The sequence below is a fragment of the Halomarina halobia genome (assembly GCF_029338575.1).
Lineage (GTDB): Archaea > Halobacteriota > Halobacteria > Halobacteriales > Haloarculaceae > Halomarina > Halomarina halobia.
In genome coordinates, this window is record NZ_CP119993.1 from 128,995 (window position 1) to 154,580 (window position 25,586).

General features: G+C 62.1%; 21 protein-coding genes. 11 read left to right on the forward strand and 10 right to left on the reverse strand.

All coding sequences use genetic code 11. The features are described 5' to 3' along the window. The first annotated feature begins 12 nt into the window (after positions 1 to 12). The 7 genes from P1K31_RS16170 (at position 13) to P1K31_RS16200 (ending at position 7,655) form a co-directional block, all read left to right on the forward strand. Positions 13 to 1,812, forward strand: a complete 1,800-nt coding sequence (locus P1K31_RS16170; RefSeq protein WP_276306343.1) for a dihydrolipoamide acetyltransferase family protein — start codon at positions 13 to 15, stop codon at positions 1,810 to 1,812. Positions 1,813 to 1,879: 67 nt separating this feature from the next. Then, positions 1,880 to 3,043, forward strand: coding sequence for an acyl-CoA dehydrogenase family protein (locus tag P1K31_RS16175; protein ID WP_276306344.1), 1,164 nt, complete (start codon positions 1,880 to 1,882; stop codon positions 3,041 to 3,043). Between the two features lie 242 nt (positions 3,044 to 3,285). Continuing rightward, the gene (locus P1K31_RS16180) at positions 3,286 to 4,296 is read left to right on the forward strand and encodes an alcohol dehydrogenase catalytic domain-containing protein (protein WP_276306345.1); all 1,011 of its coding nucleotides are present in this window, start codon (positions 3,286 to 3,288) and stop codon (positions 4,294 to 4,296) included. Positions 4,297 to 4,391: 95 nt separating this feature from the next. Further along, entirely contained in the window at positions 4,392 to 5,174 is a 783-nt protein-coding gene (locus P1K31_RS16185) for an enoyl-CoA hydratase/isomerase family protein (protein WP_276306346.1), read from the forward strand. 53 nt (positions 5,175 to 5,227) lie between these two features. Next, positions 5,228 to 6,208 carry a thiamine pyrophosphate-dependent dehydrogenase E1 component subunit alpha gene (locus tag P1K31_RS16190; protein WP_276306347.1) on the forward strand — a complete coding sequence of 327 codons (981 nt, stop codon included), beginning with the start codon at positions 5,228 to 5,230 and terminating at the stop codon, positions 6,206 to 6,208. A gap of 15 nt (positions 6,209 to 6,223) precedes the next feature. Continuing rightward, positions 6,224 to 7,186 (forward strand): alpha-ketoacid dehydrogenase subunit beta, encoded by a 963-nt coding sequence (locus tag P1K31_RS16195; RefSeq protein WP_276306727.1) that lies wholly within the window; start codon positions 6,224 to 6,226, stop codon positions 7,184 to 7,186. A 4-nt stretch (positions 7,187 to 7,190) separates the two neighbouring features. Then, on the forward strand, positions 7,191 to 7,655 hold the full coding sequence (locus tag P1K31_RS16200) for a nuclear transport factor 2 family protein (RefSeq protein WP_276306348.1): 465 nt from the start codon (positions 7,191 to 7,193) through the stop codon (positions 7,653 to 7,655). Here P1K31_RS16200 and P1K31_RS16205 read toward each other — a convergent pair. Continuing rightward, the gene (locus tag P1K31_RS16205) at positions 7,652 to 8,410 is read right to left on the reverse strand and encodes an IclR family transcriptional regulator (protein ID WP_276306349.1); all 759 of its coding nucleotides are present in this window, start codon (positions 8,408 to 8,410) and stop codon (positions 7,652 to 7,654) included. The genes P1K31_RS16200 and P1K31_RS16205 overlap by 4 nt on opposite strands. A 1,037-nt stretch (positions 8,411 to 9,447) precedes the next feature. On the opposite strand from P1K31_RS16205, the gene P1K31_RS16210 reads away from it, so the two are divergent. Beyond that, a complete protein-coding gene (locus P1K31_RS16210; RefSeq protein ID WP_276306350.1) occupies positions 9,448 to 11,187 on the forward strand; it encodes a sodium:solute symporter family protein in 1,740 nt (579 codons plus the stop codon). A gap of 1,986 nt (positions 11,188 to 13,173) precedes the next feature. Here the strand turns inward: P1K31_RS16210 and P1K31_RS16215 are convergent. Continuing rightward, a complete protein-coding gene (locus P1K31_RS16215; RefSeq protein ID WP_276306351.1) occupies positions 13,174 to 13,980 on the reverse strand; it encodes an IclR family transcriptional regulator in 807 nt (268 codons plus the stop codon). A gap of 241 nt (positions 13,981 to 14,221) precedes the next feature. Here P1K31_RS16215 and P1K31_RS16220 point away from each other — a divergent pair, with 241 nt between their 5' ends. After that, entirely contained in the window at positions 14,222 to 14,803 is a 582-nt protein-coding gene (locus P1K31_RS16220; protein ID WP_276306352.1) for a carboxymuconolactone decarboxylase family protein, read from the forward strand. Positions 14,804 to 14,806: 3 nt separating this feature from the next. On the opposite strand, the gene P1K31_RS16225 is transcribed toward P1K31_RS16220, so the two are convergent. Next, the gene (locus P1K31_RS16225; protein WP_276306353.1) at positions 14,807 to 15,577 is read right to left on the reverse strand and encodes an SDR family NAD(P)-dependent oxidoreductase; all 771 of its coding nucleotides are present in this window, start codon (positions 15,575 to 15,577) and stop codon (positions 14,807 to 14,809) included. A gap of 174 nt (positions 15,578 to 15,751) precedes the next feature. Continuing rightward, positions 15,752 to 16,342, reverse strand: a complete 591-nt coding sequence (locus P1K31_RS16230) for a flavin reductase family protein (protein WP_276306354.1) — start codon at positions 16,340 to 16,342, stop codon at positions 15,752 to 15,754. Between the two features lie 1,108 nt (positions 16,343 to 17,450). Here P1K31_RS16230 and P1K31_RS16235 point away from each other — a divergent pair. Further along, the gene (locus P1K31_RS16235; protein WP_276306355.1) at positions 17,451 to 18,734 is read left to right on the forward strand and encodes an MFS transporter; all 1,284 of its coding nucleotides are present in this window, start codon (positions 17,451 to 17,453) and stop codon (positions 18,732 to 18,734) included. Positions 18,735 to 18,814: 80 nt separating this feature from the next. Beyond that, positions 18,815 to 20,212, forward strand: coding sequence for an FAD-dependent tricarballylate dehydrogenase TcuA (gene tcuA, locus P1K31_RS16240; RefSeq protein ID WP_276306356.1), 1,398 nt, complete (start codon positions 18,815 to 18,817; stop codon positions 20,210 to 20,212). Between the two features lie 47 nt (positions 20,213 to 20,259). On the opposite strand, the gene P1K31_RS16245 is transcribed toward tcuA, so the two are convergent. The 6 genes from P1K31_RS16245 to P1K31_RS16270 all read right to left on the reverse strand — a co-directional run bounded on the left by P1K31_RS16245 (position 20,260) and on the right by P1K31_RS16270 (position 25,558). Continuing rightward, the gene (locus tag P1K31_RS16245; protein ID WP_276306357.1) at positions 20,260 to 21,024 is read right to left on the reverse strand and encodes an SDR family NAD(P)-dependent oxidoreductase; all 765 of its coding nucleotides are present in this window, start codon (positions 21,022 to 21,024) and stop codon (positions 20,260 to 20,262) included. Positions 21,025 to 21,082: 58 nt separating this feature from the next. Beyond that, positions 21,083 to 22,360, reverse strand: coding sequence for a CaiB/BaiF CoA transferase family protein (locus tag P1K31_RS16250; protein WP_276306358.1), 1,278 nt, complete (start codon positions 22,358 to 22,360; stop codon positions 21,083 to 21,085). 5 nt (positions 22,361 to 22,365) lie between these two features. Then, complete coding sequence (locus tag P1K31_RS16255) at positions 22,366 to 22,833, reverse strand: MaoC family dehydratase (RefSeq protein ID WP_276306359.1); 468 nt, start codon at positions 22,831 to 22,833, stop codon at positions 22,366 to 22,368. Between the two features lie 2 nt (positions 22,834 to 22,835). After that, positions 22,836 to 23,999: an acyl-CoA dehydrogenase family protein gene (locus tag P1K31_RS16260; protein ID WP_276306360.1), complete on the reverse strand. Its 1,164-nt coding sequence runs from the start codon at positions 23,997 to 23,999 to the stop codon at positions 22,836 to 22,838. Beyond that, positions 23,996 to 24,493 (reverse strand): MaoC family dehydratase, encoded by a 498-nt coding sequence (locus P1K31_RS16265; protein ID WP_276306361.1) that lies wholly within the window; start codon positions 24,491 to 24,493, stop codon positions 23,996 to 23,998. The genes P1K31_RS16260 and P1K31_RS16265 overlap by 4 nt, the downstream gene beginning before the upstream one ends. Positions 24,494 to 24,649: 156 nt before the next feature. Beyond that, entirely contained in the window at positions 24,650 to 25,558 is a 909-nt protein-coding gene (locus tag P1K31_RS16270) for an HpcH/HpaI aldolase/citrate lyase family protein (protein WP_276306362.1), read from the reverse strand. Positions 25,559 to 25,586 lie beyond the last annotated feature (28 nt).

A 25,586-nucleotide genomic window follows, 5' to 3' on the forward strand; every position in this document is an offset into this window, starting at 1 on the left:
GCTACTGTTTTAGTGTTCCGGACACCAGGGGTTGACGAACTAATGGTGCAGGCAATACGGATGCCGATGATGGGCAATACGATGGAGATCGGACTCCTCGCAGAATGGGTCGTCGACGAGGGGGACAGCGTCGAAGAGGACGACGTCATCGCGGTCGTCGAATCGGAGAAGGCCGTGGCCGACGTCGTCGCCTCTCAGGACGGAACGCTCGCTCGCGTCGATGTCGGCGAGGGAGAGGAGGTCCCGCCGGGTACCGTACTCGGGATCGTGTTAGGTCGCGACGAAAGCCTCGATGGCGCACCGGCCCCCAGGAGCCGCGTCGAACCCGGAGAGATCGACGGCGGGACGGCGCCAGAGGCGGCATTGCCGACGGGGACGACGAGCGAGCAGGATCCCGACGGCGGCGTAGCGAGCGCGGAGACCACCGGCGACGTTCCGGCGGCACCTGGCGCTCGGAGACTCGCAGCGGAACACGGTGTCGACCTGACCGACCTCGACGGCACCGGACCCGACGGGGCCGTCTTGAAGACCGATGTCGAAGAGCACCTCGACCAGACGGAGCCGGTACCCGCGGAACGGACCGATCGAAGTTCCGTGACGGAGCGTCGCGTGTTCACGAGCCCGAGCACTCGGCGTCTCGCGCGCGAACTCGGCGTCTCGCTCACCGACGTCGGGGGGACAGGCATCGGCGGTCGAGTCACCGAATCCGACGTCCGGGCTGCGGCCAGCAACGCCGATGGGCGGGAATCGACTCCAGGCATCGGGACGGCGCGTTCGGAGGGACTGGCGACCGAACCGACGAGAAACGACGCCGACGCGCTGGGCGTGACGATCGACGAAGAGCGACCTCTCTCGGGGGTGCGCCGGACTATCGCGGCGCGGATGTCCCGCTCCGCCCGTGAAGCACCTCACGTCACGTTAAATCGGGAAGTCGAGGTCGAGCGTGCACTCCAAACGGCCGAGGAACTAGCACAGGCAGGGGACGGCTCGATCGGATTCACGGACCTCCTCGTCGCCGCAACAGTCAGGGCACTCGAGAGATATCCCGACTTCAACGCCTGGTTCGAGGATGGCCGACTACGATCGGTTTCGGAGGTGAACGTGGCGATCGCGGTCGACGCGGCGGCAGGGCTGGTGACGCCGGTGATACGGGAGTCGGAACGCCGCTCGCTCGTGGAGATAGCCAGAGAGCGGCGGAGGTTAACGGATGCCGTCCTTGACGGCGAGTATTCGATGGACGATCTCCGGGGTGGAACGTTCACGATATCCAACCTCGGCATGTTCGGTGTCGATTCGTTCGATCCGATCATTAACCCGCCACAGGTCGCTATCCTCGGGGTCGGTCGCGTCCGTGACGGCGATGAGCGGTCGTGTACACTGTCGCTGTCGTTCGACCATCGCGTCGTCGATGGTGCGGATGCGGCGCGGTTCCTAGATGCGCTCACGACCGGTATCGAGGCCCCAGCGGTCGTCGTCACCGAGCGGTCGGCAGCCGGGGCAGGTGAGTGGGGGGTGAGCGACACCAGCAGCGCGACCGACAGTCGGGCGCCCGGGGACGACGAGCCCGTATCGATGGACGAACTCGTTCGCCGGGACCTGCGCGAGCGGGCGGGTGACATCGCGGCCGCCCACGATTGGTCGGTCCCGACGTTCGAGGTGCACCTGGAAGACGGGCACCCATCGATCACCGTTCAGGCTCCAGGGACGATTTCGCGGGCGAACACCAAGCGTCTCGCCTATGCTGCGTGCCGTGAGTCAGTCTACGCAGAGGCCATCACGGGACTTCGAGACCCCGAGATAACCGTCGAGTGAGAAGTCGGTAGTCATTCGACGGAGACCCAACAAAAACACTAAGACGTGAGACGGTGACGTAGGCCTGATGGACTTCACGCTCTCCGAGGAGCAGCAGATGATGCAGCGTCTCACCAGGGATATCTGTTCAGACTACGGTCTGGAATACTGGCGCGAAAAGGACGAAGCCGAAGAATTCCCGCACGAGATCTGGGACGATCTCACTGAGGCTGGTTTCATGGGACTTACTGTCCCCCAAGAGTATGGCGGCGAAGGACTGGGTATGGAGGAGGTTGCTGCGGTCGGATTGGCTCTTGGACGGAACGGTGGTGGTGTCAGCGGCCCCAACCTCCTTACGCTGGGACCGGTGTTCGGAGGGATTTCACTGAACGAGCACGGGAACGAGGAGCAGAAAGAGCGGTGGCTCCCGGAGGTGGCGGACGGGGCAGTCATCTCGCTCGGTCTGACCGAACCGGACGCGGGCCTCGATACGGCCGGGATCAAGACGACCGCCGAGAGGGACGGGGACGAGTACGTGTTGAACGGTACGAAGATCTGGACCACTGGTGCCCACGTCTCGGATTACATCGTCACGCTCGCTCGGACGTCGCCGATGGGCGATGGATCCCGGCACGAGGGGATCTCGCTGTTCGTCGTCCCGACCGACAACGACGGGATCACGACGAACAAGATCGACAAACTCAGTATGCGCTGTCTCGGCTCGTGCGAGGTCGTCTTCGACGATGTCCGTGTTTCCGAGGACACCCTCCTCGGCGAGGAAGACCGGGGGTTCTACCACGTCCTCGGTACGCTCAACACCGAGCGCATCACGTGGTCGGCTATCCCGCTCGCGGCCGGCGAACTCGCGCTCGACCTGGCGGTGGATTACGCGGGCGAGCGCGAGGCCTTCGAACGGCCGATCGGGAAGAACCAGGGCGTCCAGTTCCCGCTCGCCGAGAGCAAGATAGAACTCGAAACGGCCAAGCTCATGATCTACAAGGCAGCCTCGCTGTACGACGCGGGCGAGGATTGCTCCATGGAGGCGAACGCGGCGAAGTTCATGGGCGCTCGAACCGGGTTCAAGGCCTGCGATCAGGCCGTCCAGACGCTCGGCGGAATGGGCTTCGCGAACGAGTACCACGTCGAACGATTGTTTCGTGACGTCCGCCTCGCACGCGTCGCACCGGTCAGCGACGAACTCGTGAAGGCCTTCGTCGGGAGTAACGTCCTCGGCCTCCCGCGGTCCTACTAGGGTACAGTACCCCCAGGTACTAGGACGAATCCTCACGATGTCCGCTGGCTGAGAGCGACGCGATACCCTCCGATGGCTCCCTCCTGTACGGCTGGCAGAAGTGGGCGGAGGCTCACCCCCTGTAGTCGGCGGAGCCTTCGATACGACCCCCCAGCGATCGCCGACGTGGTGGCCGAGGATGAGAAACGGTGCCCCCTCGAAGCAGGCTAAAGTATATCACCCTACCGGCTGATCCGACAGCCATGCGTGCTGCAGCCTTCACCGGCCTCGGTGGACCGTCCAACGTTGAAGTGATTGACGCGCCGGAACCCACCGTCGCTGCCGACCAGGCGCTCGTCCGCGTCCGCGGGGCGGCGCTAAATCGACACGATCTACTCTATCTACAGGGGGACTTCCGACTGCGGGAAGAACACCTACCGTTCGTCTCCGGCGTCGATGTCGCGGGGGAGGTGATCGACATCGGCACGGATGTCGACTCGGTCTCGGTGGGTGACCGGGTCGTTCTCTCGCCGATGCAGACGTGTGGTAAGTGTAAGTTCTGCCGCGACGGACCGGAAAACCTCTGTGAGCACTACGGCCTCTTCCACGGCGGGTTCGCGGAACGAGCGGCGGTCGACGCGAGCCGTCTCGTGCCGCTCCCCGCAGACGTAGATTTCGTCTCGGCGGCGGCGCTCCCGGTCGCGTACATGACTGCCTGGCAGATGCTCCGACGAGCGGGCGTCGCCGCCGGCGATACCGTTCTCGTTCCCGGTGCCACTGGCGGTGTCGGTGTCGCGGCCGTCCAACTCATCGACACGCTCGGAGCGCGCTCCATCTGCACGTCGACCTCGGAGTCGAAACTCGAGAGGCTAGAGGAGTTCGGTGCAGACTACCGTCTGAGGGTGGAGGCTCCCGACGCTCTTGAGGACGCCGTCGCCGGCCTCCGACCGATCGACGCGGTCCTTAACCATCTCGGCGGTGCGTTCACTGCCGCCGGCGTCTCGGTCCTGCGCAGGGGTGGACGCATGGTCATCTGCGGGCGGACCGCGGGCCGACACTCCACCATCGATACGCAGGACCTGTTCCTCGAACACAAGCGGATCGTCGGGAGTACGATGGGGACCCAGGCAGATCTGGAACGCGTCGTGGAGTTCGTCGAGAACAACCGATTCGAACCACCGGTACACGCGACGTATGAACTGGAAGAGACCGGACGGGCCTTCGCGGACATGGTGTCGCGTGACTTCGTGGGAAAACTCGTCGTCACCCCCTGAAGGACCGAACCCCGCCCTTTCGCATCATCCTTCTATCCAGTACGCACTCTGGGGTGTGGGGAACAATTAACACGGGACTCGTACAATGGAGAGTGATGTCGACCGACTACGACACGATATCGGTAGAGCAGGATGGAGCGGTCGCCACCGTCAGCGTAGCCCGTCCCGAGGCGATGAATGCGGTCAACACCGAGGTCCTGACCGAGCTTTCCGAGGCGATCTCAGACCTGTCTTCCGGGACCAGAGTGATCGTCCTCACCGGAGAGGGAGAGCGAGCGTTCATCGGGGGTGGCGATATCAAGGACTTCCAGAACCGATCGGGCGTCTGGTTCCGGGAGGAGTTCCGGGACACGATGGCGAGCCTCGAGGACGCGATCGAGTCGAGCCGCGCCCCCGTCATCGCGGCTGTCAACGGGGTCGCTCTGGGTGGTGGCACCGAGATCGCGATGATGTGCGATATGATCGTCGCGACCGAAAGCGCCCGGTTCGGACAGCCCGAGATCGGCCTGGGTTTTATCCCGGGAGCGGGCGGTACTCAGCGGCTGACCCACCTCGTCGGTTACTTGAAGGCGAAGGAACTGATACTGACCGGGCGGCATGTACCCGCAGCCGAGGCGGAGGACATCGGACTCGCCAACGAAGTCGTGATGGACGACGAGTTCGAAGACAGGGTGTACGAGCTCGCGGACGAACTGGCCGACGGCCCACCGATCGCCCAGTGGTTCGCGAAGAAGGCCGTCAACCAGAGTCGGGCACAGTTGGAAACCGGGCTGGAGCTCGAGGCGGCGCTAGCCGGACTCCTCTTCGAGACCGCTGATAAGGAGGAAGGCCACGCAGCGTTCGTCGAGAAGCGGAATCCGGAATTCCGGGGGGAGTAGCGAACCACCGGCCGACGCATAGCTTTTTGTAGTTGGCATCGAGCTAAGACAGTATGCCAGATGCCGTAGAGCAGTATCCAGACCTCCTCACCGACCAACTCCGTGAGATGATACTCATCCGGGAGTTCGAAACCCGGGTGAGTTCGCTGTTCGAGGGGAACGAACTCCCCGGATTCGTCCACCTCTACATCGGTCAGGAGGCGGTCGCCGTCGGCGCATGTTCGGCCATCGAGGACGACGATTATATCACCAGCACCCACCGCGGTCACGGGCATTCGATAGCGAAGGGGCTCGACCCGAGCAGGATGATGGCAGAGCTGTTCGGCAAGGAAACGGGCTACTGCAGCGGTAAGAGCGGGAGTATGCACATCGCCGATGTGGATAGGGGAATGCTCGGCGCAAACGGAATCGTGGGCGCCGGACCATCACTGGCGGTCGGGGCCGGCCTGTCGATTCAGCAACGCGACCGCGATAACGTCTGTCTCTCCTTTTTCGGGGAGGGAGCGATGGCGGAGGGCCCCGTTCACGAGTCGATGAATCTAGCCGGGGTGAGAGACCTCCCCGTCGTCTTCGTCTGCGAAAACAACCAGTACGGCGAGATGACGCCGGCCGAGAAGCAGCATCACGTCGAGGGCTTCGCGTCGCGGGGTGAGACCTACGGAATGCAGACCGAAACCGTCGACGGAATGGTGGTCCAGGAGGTCTACGAATCGACGAACGCGGCCGTCGAGCGGGCGCGTAACGGCGAGGGGCCTTCCCTTCTCGTCTGCGAAACGTACCGCTATCGGGGCCACTACGAGGGTGATCCGATGACCTACCGTACCGAGGAAGAACTCCAGGGGTGGCAGAAACGAGACCCCATCGAGGCTCTCGAAGCGTCACTGCTCGATTCCGGAGACCTCACCGAAGACGACGTCGAACAGATGCGTGAGAGCGCGGCCACGCGCATCGACGAAGCCGTCGAATTCGCCCGGGAGAGCGACTATCCTGATCCGGGGACTGCGTTCGAGGGTGTCTACACGGAGGTGATCTGAGTGGCCGAGCGATCGATGCGGGACGCTGTAAACGACGCACTCCACGAGGAACTCTCCCGGGACGAGTCGGCCTATCTGATCGGGGAAGACGTGGGCGAGGCCGGCGGGAGTTTCGGTGTGACCAGGGGCCTCCACGACGAATTCGGATCCAGGCGCGTCATCGATACGCCGATCAGTGAAGCAGCGATCGTGGGGAGCAGTGCCGGCGCCGGGCTGATCGGATCGCGACCCATCGCCGAGATCATGTACGCTGATTTCATGGGTCTGGCTGCCGATCAGGTCATGAACCAGGCGGGACTGTTCAAATACATGTTCGGTGGCGACGTGACGGTTCCACTGACCGTTCGAACGGTCAACGGTGGCGCCGGATTCAATGCCGCCGCCCAGCACTCGAAGAGCCTCCACGGGTTGTTCATGCACATGCCGGGCATCCGGGTCGTGCTCGCTAGCACCCCGTACGATGCCAAGGGACTCCTCAAGAGTTCCATTCGCTCCGACGACCCCGTGTTGTTCTTCGAACACATGGAGCTGTACAATCGCGAAGGCGAGGTGCCGGAGGAGTCGTACACGATACCCCTCGGCGAGGCAGCCGTCGAACGGGAGGGTGACGACGTGACGGTGATCGCGACGCAACTGATGCTGCACCACGCGCTCGCCCTCGCCGATTCCCTCGAAGGCGAGATCAGCCTCGAGGTCATCAGCCCTCGCACGCTGAAGCCGCTCGACTGCGAAACGCTCGTCGAGAGCGCGAAGAAGACCGGCCGGGTCGTGGTCGCGGACGAGTCGGTCATCCAGAACGGACCGGCGTCCTATATTGCCGGACGCGTCGAGTCGGCCGCCTTCTATCACCTCGAGGCACCCGTCGAAGTGATCGGTGTCGACGATACGCCGATCCCGTTCTCGCCAGCACTCGCTGATGCGGTCGTTCCGGGCGCTGACGATATCGAAGAAACAATCCGATCACTACCCCGTCTCTAATCCAATGAACGTAGAAGAACGCATTACTCGACTCGAGCACAGAGAGGCGATCAAAGAACTCCGGGCGGAGTACTGCTACCGTATCGATGCCCGGCAATGGGACCGGTTCGTCGATCTTTTCACGGACGACGCACACATGAACTTCGGTCCTGTCGGGGAGTTCAACGGTCGGGACGCGATCCGTGACTTCGCGGAGAATATCGTCGGGAAGGAACACCCGTTCCTCGCGCACATGGTCCACAACCCGATACTCACGATCGATGGTCGCTCGGCGACCGGTCGGTGGTACTTCGAAGTCCCGTGCACGTTCCGCGATGGCAACGCCGGCTGGATACAGGGGGTGTATCGCGACGAATACACCAACGAGGGAAGCGGCTGGAAGTTCGCCTCCGTCGTCGCCGATTTCAACTACTTCGCGGACTACGACGACGGATGGGCGGAGATCGTATCCTCAAAGCAGGGTGACTAATCGTAGTTCATCAGGACCTCGACGATGTTCCCCGACCGGAGGAGCAGATCGACGAATTCCTCGTGGAAGAGGTGGTCGTCGATGCGGTTCGTCGGACCGTATATCGTCAGGGAGCCTCGAACTCGGTCGTCGCGATCGATAACGGGAACGGCGAGCGACCGCATACCCGTGAGCCGCTCTTCGTCGTCTAGCGCGTAGTTGTTCTCTCTGATCCACTCGAGTTCCTCGTAGAGGGTGTCCGGGTCCGTGATTGTGTTCTTCGTGCGGCGCTTCAAGCCGTGTTGTTCGATGATCTCCGTGATGCGGTCGGCCGGAAGGAAAGCCAGGATCGCCTTTCCGGGCGCAGCGGTGTGCATGTTCATCGGGATCCCGTCGAAGATGTGAACCGGAATCGCCTGATCACCCTCCTCGGTTGCGATGATGACCGCTCGTCCGTGCTCTTCGACCGTGAGGCTCACGTGCTCCCCGGTCTCATCGGCGAGTCGTCGGAGTTCGTTGTTCGCCGCTTGGTACAGTTTTCGGTTCTGCCGGTCGAGATCGCCCATCCTGAGGAAGTCGGACGTGATGTGATACTTCCCATCGGTCTGATCGAGGTATTCGAGTTCGTACAGGGTGGTTATGTGGTCGTATATCGTGCTCTTCGGGCGTCCGATCGCTTCCGCCAGTTCGGAGACTCCGGCTCCGTTGCGGTCGACTATCTCCTCCAGAACCTCGAACGTGATCCGGAGGGAGTTGACGGGGAGTTTTCGCGCCATACTCCCGGTCTATCCCCCGCCCGCATCAACTTTCCGGTACTGCCGGACGGTAGTGTTTACTATCGTATACAACACTGTCGTAACTCGGACTACTAGGTCGCGAACGCCGATGGCGTTCTCCGAAAACGAACCGACTGTGCTGTATCTCTACACCTTTCGAAATGTGTGCTCCACCTGAAGACCCTATGTCACGTTTTGACACGGTGATTCGGTGTCCGGCATTACCGGATCTACGCGCTTTCAGGATTGGTCGACGACTCCCGCAAAACAGAGCCCTCGTCACTACTGCTCAGAGCGAGGCCCTTTGTAGGAGATAATGGACCCCTGTCCGTCGGAACGTCGCGGATCGTCTGACGCGTGGTAGTACTCCCGCCCGAAGTTCACCGATACCTCGACTCCCGGAGAGGGAGCAGCCTGGAAACGTGCTCACATAACATCCGTATGAATGTTACCCATCCGTCAGGGAAGATTCCGTTACTACCGCACCCGAGAATCCGATTGTCGCCCGATATCGACAACGATCTCCTCACACGTTCAACACGGGCTCGCCCGTAAGAGTACGAGGGTCAGTTGTGCTTCAACTGTAACGATAGTTCGCTGGCCGTCTGTCGAACGGCCTCGGCGTACTCCCCCTCTAAGAGCCTAGAGGCAGGGGAGTCGGTCGGAACGGAGATGCTGATCGCTCCACGTTCGGAGCGGTCGCCGGCCTCTGTGCGATGCTAGATGGCCCCTCTCGGGCCGCCGGCTCGACTCGTCGACGCTGGACTGTGGAGACGAGAACGGGAACCTCACCGCCGCTGTCGTGGGCGAACCATCCGTCGTCGAACCGTCCGACGATGTCTCGCCGGGAACGGTCTTCCGACTCGTCGCTCGCTAGTTATGCTCGGCGCATAACCCAAGGTATATAATCCACGATGATGAGACAGGTACTGTATGGCACTCGATCACAACGATAGCGGTATCGCGCTCGTCACGAACCCAGTCACCCCCGAATCGTAGCAATGGTAGAGCCACAGACAGTCTCACTCGGTTGGCCGATGATCGTCCTGACGGCGACCGCGCTCGCCGGAATGGTGGGTATCGGCTGGTACTCGTACCGGAAAAGCGTCGGTGCCGACCTGGACGACTTCTTCTCCGCGAGCAAGTCACTCGGCTTCGTGGTCATCGCGCTCTCGATATTCGCCGACTCCTACAGCGGGAACTCGTTTCTCGGATACGCCGCGGCGACGTATCGGTCCGGAGCCTGGTTCCTCGTGTACCCCCAGTTCATGGTGGCCGGCGTCATCGGCGCGCTCATCATAGCACCACCGCTCATCAATCTCGGACAGGAGTGGGGGTACACGTCCCCGGTCGACTACCTGGAGCATCGGTTCGACAACAGGGTCGCGGGACTGGCGTTGCTCTTCATGATCTGGGGGACGTTCGTCCAGTTCACGGAGCAGTTCTTCGCGATGGGCTATCTGGGCAAGGTCGCCTCGGGGGGCCTGATCCCGTACGAGGCGGTGATTATCCTCTTCGGGGTCATCATCCTGGTCTACGTGGGACTCGGTGGCTTCAGAGGGACCGCACTAGCTGCCGCCGTACAGGGGGCGCTGATGCTGTTCGCGTTGTTCCTGATGCTCGTCCTCGTCGGCTATCTCGGCGGGTTCACCGCACAGATCGATACGGTCTGGCAGACCGCCCCGGACAAGCTGACGCTTCCCACGGACTCGACGATGGTGGGCTGGTACAGCACGGTGATACTGGTACTGCTGGGGCTGCCCACGTATCTCCACATCCAGCAGTTCTACCTCGGCGTGGACGACGCGAAGGACCTCAGGACGACCTTCAAACTCCAAGCGCCGATCTTCCTCTTCGCGGCGCTCACGCTGTGGGTGATCGGGATGTTCGGAGCCGGCGTGTTCCCCGGCCTGTCGGAACTGCAGTCGGAGAAACTCGTCCCGTATCTCATGGGGTCGTTCGCCGTGACCCAGGGGGGGACCGTGTTGCCCTCGCTCATCTCTCTGGGAGTGATCATGGCGACGCTCTCGACGGCGGGGGCCGCAGTGATGGTGCTCTCGATGGCGATCTCGAAGGACCTCTACAAACGGTTTGTCAACCCCGACGCGCCGGACCAGCGGGTCATCAACGTGAGTCGGGCGTTCCTGGCGATCTTCCTGGGACTCGCCATCGTGATCTCCTTCACGCCGAATCTCACGATCTGGGGGTGGACCCAACTGAAGTTCGAGTTCCTGCTCCAGGCGACGCCGGTGTTCGTGTTCGGCCTCTACTCCTCGCGGGTGAAGAGCAACCCCGCGATCGCGGGGATGCTCGTCGGCGCTGCGGTAGCCGTGGCCCTCTACTTTACGGGACACGCCGAACCCTTCGGAATCCATGCGGGCATCATCGGACTCCTCGTCAACTCCGTCGTACTGTTGGGCGGCAGCTACCTCTCGGGGACTGACGAAGAGACGGAGCGCGCCCGGGAGATCCTGCACTACAATTCGATAGAGTACCCGGACGACGAGAACGGCGTCAAGTACATCCTTCCCGCGCAGAACAGGTCGTTCTGGATCGGCCTCGTCGTCGTTCTCGCTCTCATGGTCCCCTGGTACGCTCCGCAGAGCTGGAACGCGCGAGCCGCGCTGGGCCTCCCGCTCTGGACCTGGGTGATCATCGGCTCGTTGGTCCTCGAGTCCCTGTTCGTGATCTATGGGGCCACCATCTGGCGCAAAACGCCGATCACGGGAGAGCGGGAGGGCGTCACGTCTCCGGAGGCCGTCGAAACGGACGACTAGGCCGTCGTTCGGGCGGCCCCCCGTCGAACCACCGTCGTTCGCGTTACCGCGGTAGCGAGCCGGAATTATGCTTTATTCGGCTATCTACTCCGTGGCACGCACCAGCTCCCTAGACAGTGATACCATAGATGTCGGATTTGTATCGCCTTGGTACGAGTAGGTACTTCTAATTGGGTCGGGAACTACCGCCTCTACGGATCAATTCTGCTGGTATTGTCCTTCTTCCTCCGTTCTACTATTCCTGCGTCTATTTATTATGGTCGGTGCACACAGTTTCTCGTGCCACGACCTGTCGTGGTGACCTTCGTTCCTGAATCATGGTATACTTTCGCTCGTATATCATCCGGTTAAATAACGATCTTAGCGCTTTTCTCGCTCCCATTAGAGCGTCTGTTGTAGTAGTGCCTTCACCCATCCAGCATACACTGTAAACGGGCTCTTCAGAAATAACTGCCCTTCTATTCGTACGCTAAGCAAGGGTTCCCGCAAGCAGAGCGGGTATACTGCTACCGATCACGATGCAGGGCCGACTCGCGTTCTGAGATCCGAGGCTGCAAGCGCGGTCGGCGCAGAGGGACTGTGGAATTGAGAACGCTGATCTGCCCGGTGAACGTCTCGAAAGGTCCTTCTGGCGCATACTTGAGTATGCTCCTCATCGCGCAGCGTGTGGACTAGTTTTCATCGGTGAGTATAGCTGGCGATGCATACGGAATAGTCGGATACCCGTGGTGGTTAACGCGTGACAGTCCTTGGAACAGCAAGCCCACGGCACGTAAGTCCAATCGTTATACAGACGAGTGTGATGCGACGTACATCGAGGTCCGTGTACGGCCGAATCTACCGTGGCCGAATTCGGTGAGCGGCGTGAGGCCGATCACATTTAAGGCACAGTGTGATATTCTCCGCACGCCGCGCGAGTTCATAGAGATGACAGTAGTTGCACTACTACTAATTACTCGATCACGTGGGGAAGGACGCTGCTCCGGTACGGGTGATAGTTCGACGAAGTTCGTGACGAGGAAGATAGGAACAGAGCGCTACGATGGCACTTGCTACGGGAACAATAGCTAGCGTATCTCGCCTATGAGTACTCAAAATCGAGCGAACAAGACGACTAAAAATATTATTATTAATTATATTATTGTAAGGCAGAAGAAAAGGGGCACAAACACCCGCATTTTCACCCTACTAAATAATACGATATCAAGGCTGGACGATCAACAGCTGGCGTAACTAACCCTAAATGAGCCGCTTGAGTCGGCTCTTGACTACGATTACCGAAGCAGTCGCTTGAGAAAAATTAGTGAGAACATCATCGCACTATTCGAACCCGCATCCCGCCGTCTCAGACCAGTGCACTAACTACGTCCATCGTTCCGGGTCAGCGCCTGTAAGCGTCCGTAAGCGTAGCGAGGGTTTCTTCGGGGTGACGAGTACGATGGGCGAGTTTCACGAGTCGCGGGCTGCCGACGACAGCGATAGTCTTACCACTTAGCCTACAGGCACATTCGACCGATGATTACGTGCAGTTCGAATCTGAGTCATCACTTCTAATACGAACCACCGTTACTGTGTTCTATCTCCCAACTTTCATATACGCTAGTGCGGTGTCTCCACGGTGATGTCTGCTCTGGACTTGAGGGCGTTTGTCCAGTCGATTTCGAGATCGGTTCTTCGGGAGTCCTTCAGGTACCGCAGAGGATAGAGGAGTCTTGGTATGAGCTTGAGGACCCACACGATACTCTCGAACCGGGAGAATGCGCTCACGGAGAGTTAGAATCTCGAAGAAGAGGCTTGGTGGCGGGGAGCGAAAGGCCCTCCAAGGAGAGCTCCTCAGCGAGGTCGGAGCACTCTGGGATCCCGCATCAGGGACGGAGATAACAAGATTACCACTGTTATCCGCTTTCGCCGTCGATATCGTGGATCATAATGGTGGGAATAAATAGCTTCGGGTACTTGTCGCGCTAGATCAGTTTCAATTGCCATTTAATAGGTCGACGTTTCGAACTGCCCCTCTTCGACACGGATATTGAACTCGATCGTGTTGGCTACGCTCAGCAGTGCCTCGGGGATCTCCTCCCGATACCGACTCCCCTTCATTTTACTCGTCGCCCCCGATGCGCTAACTGCCCCGAGAACGGTACCGCTGTCGTTTCGAATAGTCACCCCGACTGCCCGAAGCCCCTTGATTTTCTCCTCGTCGTTGTACGCGTATCCGCGGTCCCGTATCTCGGCGAGCTCCCCCATGAGATCGTCTTCGTCGACGATTGTGTTGGGGGTACGCGCCGGCAGCCCGTGGTGGCGAACGATCCTCCGAACGCGCTCTTCCGGCAGATGAGCGAGTATCGCCTTGCCGGACGCGATACAGTGCATGTAGTCCCGCTTTCCGATCCGAGTGGGTGCCGGGATCGTGTGTTCACCGCGTTCGATCGCGAGTACGACGACCATCCCGAACTCCTCGATGGTGATCTGTGTCCTGGTGTTGGTCTGCTCGGCGAGTTCCCTGATCTCTGGCCTTGCGACCTGGTATATCTGTGACCCGATCTTCGCGTCCTCCCCGATATCGAGGAATCGGAGACTGACGCGGTACGTGTCGCCGTCCTTCACGATGAAGCCGTTCCGACTGAGCGTCGCGAGATGGGTGTGTATCGTCCCCTTCGAGATGTCGAGTCGCTCCGCGAGTTCGGTGACGCCCGCCCCGCCGAGTTCGTGCACGGCCTCGACGATCCGGCACGTCTTGTCCACTGCTTCTATCGTCCGTGGCGAGTTCCCGCCATCCGCGGTGTCGTCCATAGGGTGGCATGAGTAACCACACCACTTAGTGTTTGCCCCCGTCAAACGGCCTTTTGGCCGTCATTCAACCGAAAGCGTATACGTGACGGCGTTAGTTTCCCGTATCCGGATTTCGATGCAACGAAACGGGCGAAAATTATTGTTTTGCACTCTCAAACTCGAAGACATCCATAGTAGGTGATGCCGCTGACCGATTCCCGTGCGAGTCGGGTTTATTAGCTAGGCGAAAGAGTGGCCTAGCATGGCTCGCATTGAACTCGCCGACCGGTCGGATCTGCCACCGGAGTCACGAGACCTCGTCGCCTCACTCTCGGCAAAGGAAGGGCTTCCGGAACCGTATCGCCACCTCATTCAGGACTCTACGCGGAACGTCTACCGGGCACTGGCGCTGTCTCCTCCGCTACTCGAAGCCTTCCGTACGTTCGGACGGACGGTTTGGGCCGACTGTGGTCTCTCTCCTCGTCGCCGCGAAATAACCATTCTCACCGTTGGCCGTGCACTCGATGCTGCCTACGAGTGGCATCAGCACGTCCGAATCGGGCTGCAGGAAGGCCTGACATCCGAAGAGATTGCGGCGATCGGTGCCGGAGCGGACGATCCGTTCGACGCCGCGGATCGGACACTCATCGCGTATACGCGCGCTCACGTCCTCGGAAACGTGGACGATGACGCTCTCGACGCCTTCATCGACTCGTTCGACGAGTCGTCGCTAATCGGCGTGAGCCTGCTGGCCGGGATCTACACGACCATCGCCCAGCTTGGCGACGCCCTCGCCCTCGAAACCGAGGAGCCGTTCGTGGGGTGGGACCTCACGGGGCTCTGACGATCAGATCTCGAGGCGGACGCCGAGCTGTTTCCCGCCATCGATCTCCAGTACCGTTCCCGTCAGGTACGATGCGGCATCGGAGACGAGGTAGAGTACGCCCTCCGCGTGGTCGTGGGGTCTCGCCCACCGGTCGAGGGGTATCTTTCGCTCCGTCTCCTCGCGGTCCTCGGAGGTCGTCGCTCCCTCGGTGAGCGGTGTCAGCGTCGAGCCTGGACAGACCGCGTTGACCCGGATGTCGTGCTGGCCGAGGTCCCAGGCCATGTGTTTGGTCAGGCCGATCAAGCCCCACTTGGACGCCGTGTAGTTCGCGGCCGCGTGGTAGCTGATGTTCCGACCGGCCATCGACGAGATGTTGACGACGCTGCCGCCGTCGCCGGCTACCATCTCCGGTACGACTGCGTGCGAGCAGTTGAACGCGCCAGTGAGGTTTACGTCGATGACCTCGTCCCACTCTCCCGGTTCCAAGTTGGCGAACGACGCGTGGCTCGCGATGCCGGCGTTGTTCACGAGGATGTCAACGCCGCCGAACCGTTCGACCGTCTCACGGACGAGACTGGTTGTCTCCGCCCGGTCGGTGACGTCACACGTGATTGCGGCCACCGAGAAGTCGCGGTCGTCGAGCACGGCCGCCGCCTCTTCGAGTTCGTCGTCCGATACGTCCGCGAGAACGACGGCCGCGCCCTCCTCACCGAATCGCTCGGCGATGGCGAAACCGATCCCGCGAGCGGCTCCGGTGACCACTGCGGTCTGTCCTTCGAGTTCCCCTGTCATCGACCGTAGGTGCCCCTCTCGAGAACATAAGTGTGTGGTCCGGACACGTGATCGGGATTCACATATCGCGTAGGTATCGCAGGGGGATACCGAGGGTGGCCACGCCCCCGCTCGAGGATGCTGCTCCGACCGAGTGATCGTGGGACGGTACGCTCGGTCGTCGTCCAGAATACATCAGAATCGGCGTTTGAACGTCCCCGGTGTGGCGACCGTATAGTACGGCCCACCGAGTCGACCCACTGTCTCGAGTTTGGTCATGTCTATCTCATCGTCGGTCAGTACCTCCGCGGCGACGTGGAAGTACTGGACCACGCCGAGAACCATCAGCCGATCGTGTATCGATATGGAGTCATAGAGGGTGCACTCCATCGTGACAGCGGCGTCCGCCACTCGGGGGGCGTCGATCCGCCGGCACTCAGCCCGCCGGACGGAGGCGAGGTCGAACTCGCTCTCGTTAGCGGGGACGGGTGCGGATGTGTGGTCCATCTGTTCGAGGTGGGGTTCGGTGACGACGTTCACGGCGAACTCCCCGGTGACCAGCGCGTTCCGCGCGGTGTCCTTCAGGCCGCCGGCGTCCCCGGTCGGCGAGTTGAACAGCACCACCGGCCGGCTCGAGGAGACGTAGTTGTAGGAGCTGAACGGCGCGAGGTTATCGGCTCCCTCCTCGTCCACGGTGCTGATCCAGGCGATAGGACGGGGGGTGACCGCGCTCTTGACGATGCGGGACCGTTCGCGCGGGGTCAGGTCGTCTATATCGAGTTCCATGTTATGTCGGTGCGTCGGTAGTGGGGCAGGACTCGACCGTGATTCCCTGTCACCAACTACCGTGATTCGGTGTCTCGTAAGCTACCGCTTAGGTCTTTCTGTCGCGGGACATCGGCCTCGGTCGCCCGGCCGGTGTCGGGATGCCGGTTTCACCGGCAACTCGTCGGGTTCGCCCTGTCGGCCATCCTCCTGCTGTTGGCCTACTCTCTATGCCTGCTCTGAGTTCGTACTCCGTTCGGAAACTGATCATGCCGGAGCCACAGCTGCGTCCGTCGGCTGCGACGTCGTCACCACGGTGGATCGGCCGTTCGTCGTCGAGTTAAGGCCTACCACCGGATCGTCCCCGTACGCCTCCCTATCGAATTCGTCATTCAGCTAGCTGAGTCGGGCCCGCTCCATCTACGTCACGTACTCGGCGTGGCTCACGTCTTGCAGAACGTCGATGGCTCGGTTAGACGACGATCTCGTACGCGTGCGTCGGGTACGCCACACCGGATTACAGGCAAGCTCGTTCGCCCCGGACCTGTCATTCGACGCTTCGCCGGTCACCGTAGGCGCGGCTCTCGACACGGCCGGGTGTGTAATGGTAACCTACACCACTATAACGTTCGAGAGAATCAAACGTTCTCGTCTCGGGGTCTAGATGTCGACGAGTTAGTCGGTCTAGCCAGGCCGAGGGTCGACGGGCGTCCTCGTCGGCTGTCCTTCCCCGTCTCATCGGTCTACTGGGAACCCTACTCCCGTGACACTTCCGTACACGGAGTCCCCACGTCAGTCTCGCGGTTAGTGCGCCACCCGGTGACCACTCTATCCGTTCGACGTGATCAAACGCATCTGGAGGGGGACGAGCTGTCGGGTTGTTTCATTTTCAGGCGAGAGACCACCGTTCCGTGGCCATCCCTCGTGTCCGTCGCGGCGGATGAATTATGCGGGTGCGTACTCAGACCCAATATATGGACCGATGCGTTCGGAATCAGCGGCCGACCGGATCAGCGAGGTCCGGTCGGTCTGTTAGTACCGCGGGGACGAGCACTGTGCGCCCCATCGAACTCTGCTACATATCCCTCGAACCAGTACATCAACCACACCCCCGGACGACGGCCCGTCGATGATAGCGCTCGTCTCGTCCTGGAAGTCCTCGCTTCTGGAGACGTTGGCCGAGCTGTGTGGCGGCGGTCGTGGTCGCGTACTGACCTTCATCGCCTCCGGGTGGCTGTTCGTATTCGGAATGCGGTTCGTCTTCCCGGCGGTCCTCCCGTATTTCAGCGTCGAGTTCGGGCTGTCGAACGCGCTCGCCGGTTCGATCATCACGGCCATCTGGGTCTCCTACGCCGTCGCACAGCTCCCAGCGGGTCTCCTATCGGATTACTTCAACGAACGGTCCGTTCTCGTCACGAGCATGGTCGCCTCGTTCGCCAGCGTCTGCCTCGTCGTCGCGTTTCACTCGCTGGCAGTGTTCGTCGCTGCGAGTATCCTCTTCGGCCTCGGAACGGGGCTGTACGGGCCACCGCGGGTGATCGCCCTCTCGAACGTCTTCGCCCGCCACGACTCGACGGCTATCGCGCTGACCTTCGCGGCCGGGAGCGTCGGCTCGGCGGCACTGCCGTTCGTCGCCGGGATCATCTCGCCACAGTTCGGGTGGAGAGCAGCGTTTTCCTTTGCCTTACCCGTGTACGTTCTCTTGGCCATCGGGCTCTGGTGGGCCGTGCCCCACGAGACAGTCGACGCCGGGGTCGTCAGCGCTGACGGGGGAACACCCTCCGACGAACGGAGGGGTCGACGGGCCGCGGTCGCCCATCTCGTCGACGCTGTCTCCGACCGAGCCATCGTCATCGCGTGGGCCGGTATCGCGATGTCGCTGTTCATCTTTCAGGCCATCACCTCGTTTCTCCCCACGTACCTCGTCGTCGCGAAGGATCTCCCCGAGAGTACCGCGGCGACGATGCTTAGCGTCTTCTTTCTCAGCGGGGCGATCTGTCAACCTGTCGCGGGCGCGCTGGCGGACCGCTACGGTCAGGGGACGATCCTCGCCAGCATTGCGGGGGCGACTGTCCTCCCGCTGCTGGCGCTCGCGTTCGTCGGCGGTGTCGGGCCGTTGTTACTGCTGTCGACTGTCCTCGGTACCCGTCTCGGGCTCGGACCCATCAACAACGCCTACATCGTCTCTGCGCTCCCGGCAGATGTCCAGGGGGCCGGTTACGGTCTAGTCCGGACCCTTCACATCGTCGTCGGCTCGACCGGTGCAGTCTTCGTTGGCTTCCTCGCCGATTCAGGGTTCTTCGACGAGGCATTCATCGTCCTCGCGGCCGTCAGCGGGGCTGCAGCACTCCTCTACACCCAGCTTCCGGAGCAGCGACCGTCGGCGAGGTCAGCCCCCCCTGCCACCGACTAGGGTCACGTACGGTTTCCCCGCTCACACGCCGTGGCAGTTGTCACGAAAGTTCATATGGACGCCGCGTCAGTTCGTGACGTATGGGCGAAGACAGCTACGATGTCGTCGTTATCGGCTGCGGTATGGCCGGACTTGCGGCGGGCGTCAGAGCGGCGGAGCTAGGACGTGACGTTGCCATACTGGAGAAAGCCCCCGAGGACCGACGCGGTGGGCAGACACAGTTCAGCGAGTCGTTCCGTGTCCCGTCGGCCGCGGCGGACCTCTCCGAGTACGGGTACGAGTTCGCCGTCGACGATTACACCGTCGACGACTTCTACGATGACATCATGGACAAGACGAAGGGACGGGCCGACCCTGAGCTCGCACGGACGCTCGTGGAGAACGCCCCCGAAACCATCGAGTGGTTGACCGACCACGGCGTGTCGTGGGACATGGAGCCACTGGCCGTCGGCTACGTTGCCGGCCGGACGTGGTGTGACGGCAGGGAGCTGGTCGCGACGCTGATCGATCGGGCACGGGAACACAGTGCCGACGTCTTCTACGAGGCGGACGTAGAACGTATCCGTCGGGACGACACGGCGGTCACCGGCGTCGAGGCGATGATCGGGGACGAACGCCAGGACGTCCAGTGCGGTGCCGTCGTCCTAGCCTGCGGCGGGTACGAATCCAGTTCAGAGCGTCGCGCCCGCTACATGGGCGCCGGCTTCGACGATATGAAGGTCCGCGGCAGCCGCTACAACACGGGAGGTGGCATCGACGCCGCGCTCGACGCGGGAGCCGCTGCGACCGGCCAGTGGAGTGGCGCACACATGGCTCTGATCGACGCGAACGCACCCAACGTCGAAGGTGGTGCGAACCGCGTCGACGGCTACCAGTACGGCGTCATCCTCAACACGAACGGGGAGCGCTTCGTCGATGAAGGACAGGACGCCCGCGCACACACCTACGCGAAGTTCGGGCGGGAGGTCTTCCAGCAACCCGACCACCGCGCGTACATCGTGGTCGACGACCCTATCAACGACCTCGTCCGGGCGACGGGTCCGTCGGAGCCAGTGACTGCCGAGTCGTTCGATGCCCTCGTCGAACAGCTCGCTATCGACCAGGAGCGGGCGCTCGACACACTTGAACGGTACAACGAGGCGTGTAATCCGGACGAATTCGTCCCCGAGGTACTAGACGGGAACGCCGCCACCGACGTCACACCGCCGAAGACGAACTGGGCGCTTCCGATCGACAACCCGCCGTACTACGCGTACGCGATTACGGGGGGTATCACGTTCACGTTCGGCGGAATCGAGATCACGCCACGTGCCGAGGCTGTGGACGGACGGGGACGGGTCGTTCCCGGGCTGTACGCGGCGGGCAACAGCACCGGCGGTCTCTTCCACCACAACTACCCCGGTGGGACCGGACTGATGAACGCCGCCGTCTACGGAAAACTCGCTGCCGAATCCGCCGACGAGTACCTCGGCGCGTGACGTCGGGTCGACCGAGATTTGCGCGGAGCCTCGTGGATGCGCTTGGCCTATGACTCGCTCTCGGGGACGCCCTCCGCAGTGTAGGTTTGGCCGGTGATGTAGCTGGCCGCCGGTGAGACGAGAAAGAGGACCAGATCCGCGATTTCCGAGGGGTGGCCGATGTCACGCTCGACCCGCGTCCGGTCGATGTCGCCCGCCGTGACGTTACGGTTCTCCTCGACACCGGGTGTCGCGACTAACCCGGGGCGGACACAGTTGACGCGGACGTTCCGTTCACCCCACTCCATCGCGAGGGTGCGCGTGAACAGTTCGATCCCCGCCTTTGAGGACGCGTAGTGGGCGCTCTCGGCGGCCCCATCGCGACCGACGACGCTGCCCATCGTCACCACGCGACCGGTCTCCGCGTCGGCGAGCGCGTCGGCGAAGGCTGTCGTGGTGAGGAACGTCCCGTTGAGGTTGATGTCGACGATCGTCTTCCACGCGTTCAGGCTCATCTCCGCGACGGGGACGTGGAAGTTCGCACCCGCGTTGGCGACGAGGACCTCGACGGACCCGTCTCCGAACACCGTCGCCTCCTTGGCGAGGGCGTGCACCCCCTCCTCGTCGCGGACGTCGACGGGCACGGCCATCGCCTCCGCAGCCGTCTCGGCTTCGATCTCCGCGACGACGTCTTCGAGCATGTCCGCCGAGCGCGCAGCCGCGACGACGTTCGCACCTGCTTCGGCGAGTCGCATCGCCGTCGTCCGACCGATTCCACGACTCGCCCCCGTGACGACCGCCGTCTCTCCCTCCAGAAGTCCGTCTTCAAACATATCCCTACTGTGTGGGACTCGGAACAAAACGCTATCGAAACCTAACTGTTAGATGGCACTACTCGTCGTCGGTTACATCACGATGGGAGGACTCCGTGGCCACTTCCCGGTCGAGCATACCCTCGATCTCGTCCGCGCCCATCCCTAGCTCCCGGAGCACCGCACGCGTGTGCTCCCCGAGTAACGGCGCGCGATGGCGCACCCCGCCAGGGGTCCTCGTGAGTTTGATCGGGGTGCCCGCCAGGCGCACATGTTCACCCGTGTCGGCGTGCTCCACCTCGGGTAACATGCCCCTTCGATAGAAGTGCTCGTCTTCGAAGACATCCTCGACAGTGTTGACGGGGCCACAGGGAACGTCGCCGGCGAGGAGCTCGAACAGCTCGTCTTTGGTGTGGTCGCCGGTCCACTCACGTACGATCGGTCGGAGGTCGTCGGCGTAGTCGACGCGGTCCTGCTCGTCGGGGTACTGGTTGGCGAGATCCGGCCGGTCCATGTGCTCGCAGAGCGCACGCCACTGTTTGTTCGTCGGCGCGGCGATCATCACGTAGCCGTCCTGGGCCTCGAACCGGTCGAACGGGAACAAGAGCGGATGAGTGTTCCCCTGCACCCCGGGGACTTCCCCGCCGACGGAGTACTGGTGGACGATGCGTTCGGTGAGCGAGAGGACGGAATCGACCATGCCGACGTCGACGTACTGGCCCTCGCCGGTCCGCTCCCGGTCGTGCAGCGCGGAGAGGACGCCGACGACACAGAGGACGGCCGGAAAGATATCGCCGACGCCCGGGCCCACCTTGACCGGTCCCGACTCCTCGGTCCCCGTGATGCTCATCAGGCCGCCCATCGCCTGTGCGATGATGTCGAACGCCGGGCGGTCGGCGTGGGGACTCTCGCCGCCGCGCGGGTCGCCGAACCCGCGGATGGAGGCGTACACGAGCTGTGGGTTCACCTCCTTGAGGGTCTCGTAGGAGAGTCCCAGTCGGTCCATCGTCCCGACGCGAAAGTTCTCGACGAGGACGTCCGCGTCCGCTACCAGGTCCTTGAGCGTCGACACGCCCTCCTCCGATTTCAGGTCGAGGACGATGCTCCGCTTGTTCCGGTTGACGCTGTTGAAGTACCCGCCGTACGCCTCGTCGTCCTCGAGATGTGGCGGGTTCGTCCGGGTGAGATCACCCTGTGGTCGTTCGACTTTGATGACGTCCGCACCGAGGTCCGCGAGCACCATCGTCGCGAACGGACCGGCGAGCATCTGAGTGAGGTCGATGACCCGGACGTCCGTGAGTGGCCCCGCTCGGCAACCATCAGTGCCCGGGTCGTCGCCTTCGGATTGTCGGGCCATGGTCCCTAGTCGTGGTACTCGGCTTTCTTCACTAGGACCTTCTTCGTCGCCTCGAGGACGTCCTCCTGGTCCTGGTTGTAGCCCCGGACGCGGAACGTCACGACCCCGCCGTCGGGACGCTCGTCGGATTCGCGCTTATCCAGCACCTCGCTCTCGGCGTACAGCGTATCGCCGTGGAAGACAGGGGTGACGAACCGCACGTCGTCGAGACCGAGAATCGTGATGGCGTTCTCCGAGATGTGTTCGGACGCGAGGCCACAGACCAGCGAGAGGTTGATACCGCCGTAGACGATGCGCTCGCCGAACTCGCTGTCCTGCATCCGATCCTCGTTGAAGTGCCCCTGTGCAGTGTTCAACACGAGGTTCGTCAGCAGCACGTTGTCCATCTCGGTCATCGTCTTCCCCCGAGGGTGATCGTACACCGCGCCGACCTCGAAGTCCTCGTAGTAGTTGTTGTCGCTCGTTCGTCCCATCGTCACGCCTCGTTGTGCACGCCGTTCTCGAACATCCGATCGGCGATGACACGCTGTTGGATCTCGCTCGTTCCCTCGAATATCTTCGTCAGCCGGGCGTCCCGCCAGTAGCGTTCCAGCGGGTAGTCGGTCGTGTACCCGTTCCCGCCGTGGATCTGGATTCCTTCGCTGGTCACCTCCTCGGCGATCTCGCTGGCGAAGTACTTCGCCATACACGCTTCTCGGTCGCACCGACGCCCGCTCTCTTTCTGTTTCGCGACGTAGTGGGTGAGCTGGCGGGCTGCCTCGATCTTCGTCGCCATCGTCGCGAGCTTGAACCGGATGGACTGGAACTCGCCGATCGGCTGATCGAACTGCTCGCGATCCTGAGCGTAGTCGAACGAGTCCTCCAGGGCGCCGCGTGCAAGCCCGATCGCACGCGCCGCCGTGTGAATCCGCGCCGGCTCGAAGAACTCCATGATGTGATAGAACGCCTTGCCCTCCTCGCCACCGATGAGCTTATCCTCGGGGACTCGAACGTTGTCCAGATTGAGTTCCCAGGAGTACCAACCGTGGTACCCTATGGTGTTCAGTTTGGTCGCCGAGAGCCCGTCCACGTCGAACTCGCCGGGAGTCTTGTCGATGATGAACGAGGAGATGCCCCGGTGTTTCGGATCGGCCTCCGGGTCCGTCTTCGCGTACAGGATGATGAAGTCAGCACCCTTCGCGTAGGTACACCACGTCTTCTGGCCGCTGATCTCGTATTCGTCACCGACCTTCTCGGCGGTCGTACTCATGGCCGCAACGTCGCTTCCCGCTCCCGGCTCCGAGATGCTCGTCGCCTGAAGCCGCTCACCGGTCACCATGTCGGGGACGTACTTCGCTTTCTGCTCCTCGGTTCCGCCGGCGAGGTTCTGGCCGCGGGCGATAATGCTGGCGACGCTCATCCACCCACGTGCGAGTTCCTCCGTCACGACGGCGTACGCGAGCGGACCCATCCCGAGTCCCCCGTACTCCTCGGGGGCCGTAATGCCGAAGTACCCCATCTCACCGAGCTTCGCGACGAGTTCGTCACTCATCCGCTCGTTCTCCGAGTCCCGCTCGTTGGCCTCGGGGAGGACCTCGTTCGCCGTGAACTGTCTCGCCTCCTGTCGGACCATCCGTAGTTCGTCGTTCAGATAGCTCATTGTCCGCCTTCCTCGTTGTATTCCCGTTTGCCGATCAGGTTCTTCCGTTCGTACTCGAGCACCAGTTCCCCGTCGGGACGGGTCCCCTTCGTGTACCAGTGGACGATGCCCTGGTGCGGGCGTGACTCGCTCTCGCGTTTGCTGAGGACCTCGCTATCGGCGTACAGCGTGTCGCCGGGATACACCGTCTCGTGGAACTTGAGCCCTTCAACCCCCAGGAACGCACCTCCTGCCTCGGAGAGGTCCTGAACGCTCATGCCGAAGACGACGTTGAACGCCAGCAGGTGGTTCGCCACCACCCCGTTGTGACCCAGGTCCCCCGCGTAGTCGGCGTTGAAGTAGGTGGGATTCGCGTTCATCGTCAACGTCGAGAACAGGCTGTTGTCCCCCTCGTTGATCGTCCGCCCCCAGTGGTGCTCGAACTCCTGTCCCTCTTCGAAATCCTCGAAGTAGTTTATCTTTTCAGTTTTCGTACTACTGGTACTCCTTGCCATGCGCGTTTCCATAGTAGGCGATTCGGGTTAAGAGTCTTTCCCCGCTCCATCCCCCGGTTCGGCTAGGGGTCACTGCCGGGACGGGGCCGATGGCCGCCGCGGTGCTCTCGGTCGACGGCACGGAAAACGGCAAGGTTTGGGTCTAATCCTCCAGCGTCAGTCGACCATGCCGACCTGTCGGGCCCGTTCGAGTCGTCGTCGCGCACTCCTCACAGAGGCCTCGTCGATCATCTCACCATCGACCTGCACGGCACCGAGTCCCTCCTCGACCCCGCGTTCCATCGCGTTGACGACCCTCTGTGCGTACGCTACCTGCCCTTCGGTGGGGGCGTACACGTCGTTGGCAATCTCGATCTGGCTCGGGTGGATCGCCCACTTGCCGACGAATCCGAGCGTATTCGAGCGGACGCACTCCTCGCGGTACCCCTCGGGATCGGAGAAATCACCGAACGGACCGTCAATGGCGTCGAGTCCGTTCGAGCGCGCGGCGACGACGATTCGGTTGCGCACGTAGTGCCAGACGTCACCCGGGTAGAGTCCCTCGTCACCGGAGCCGATGCTGTCGAGGTTCACACCCTGCGACGCGGAGTAGTCGCCCGGGCCGAAGATGAGCGACTCCAGGCGGTCGCTCGAGGCCGCGATCTCGTCGACGTGCTGGAGCGCTTCGGTCTCCTCGATGAGCACTTCGATCCCGATCGGGCTCTCGATTCCCTCGTCGGCCTCGATCTGGCCCAGCAGTTTGTCGACCATGTAGACGTCGGCGGCGACCTGTATCTTCGGGACGATGATCACGTCGATCTCCTCGCCGGCTCCCGAGACGACCTCGACGAGATCACCGTACGCGTAGCGTGTGTCGAGGTCGTTGATCCGCACGGCGATGACCTTTTCGCCCCAGTCGAGATCATGGATCGCCTCGACGATTTTCCCCCGGGCCTCCTTCTTCTCGGCGGGAGCAACGGCGTCCTCGAGGTCCAACATGACCTCATCGGCGTCCGAGGAGGCCGCCTTCTCCATCATCTTCGTACTACTGCCTGGCGTCGTCAACTCGCTTCTGCGTAACCGCATACTGCTACCAAGTCGCAGGAGGTGACTT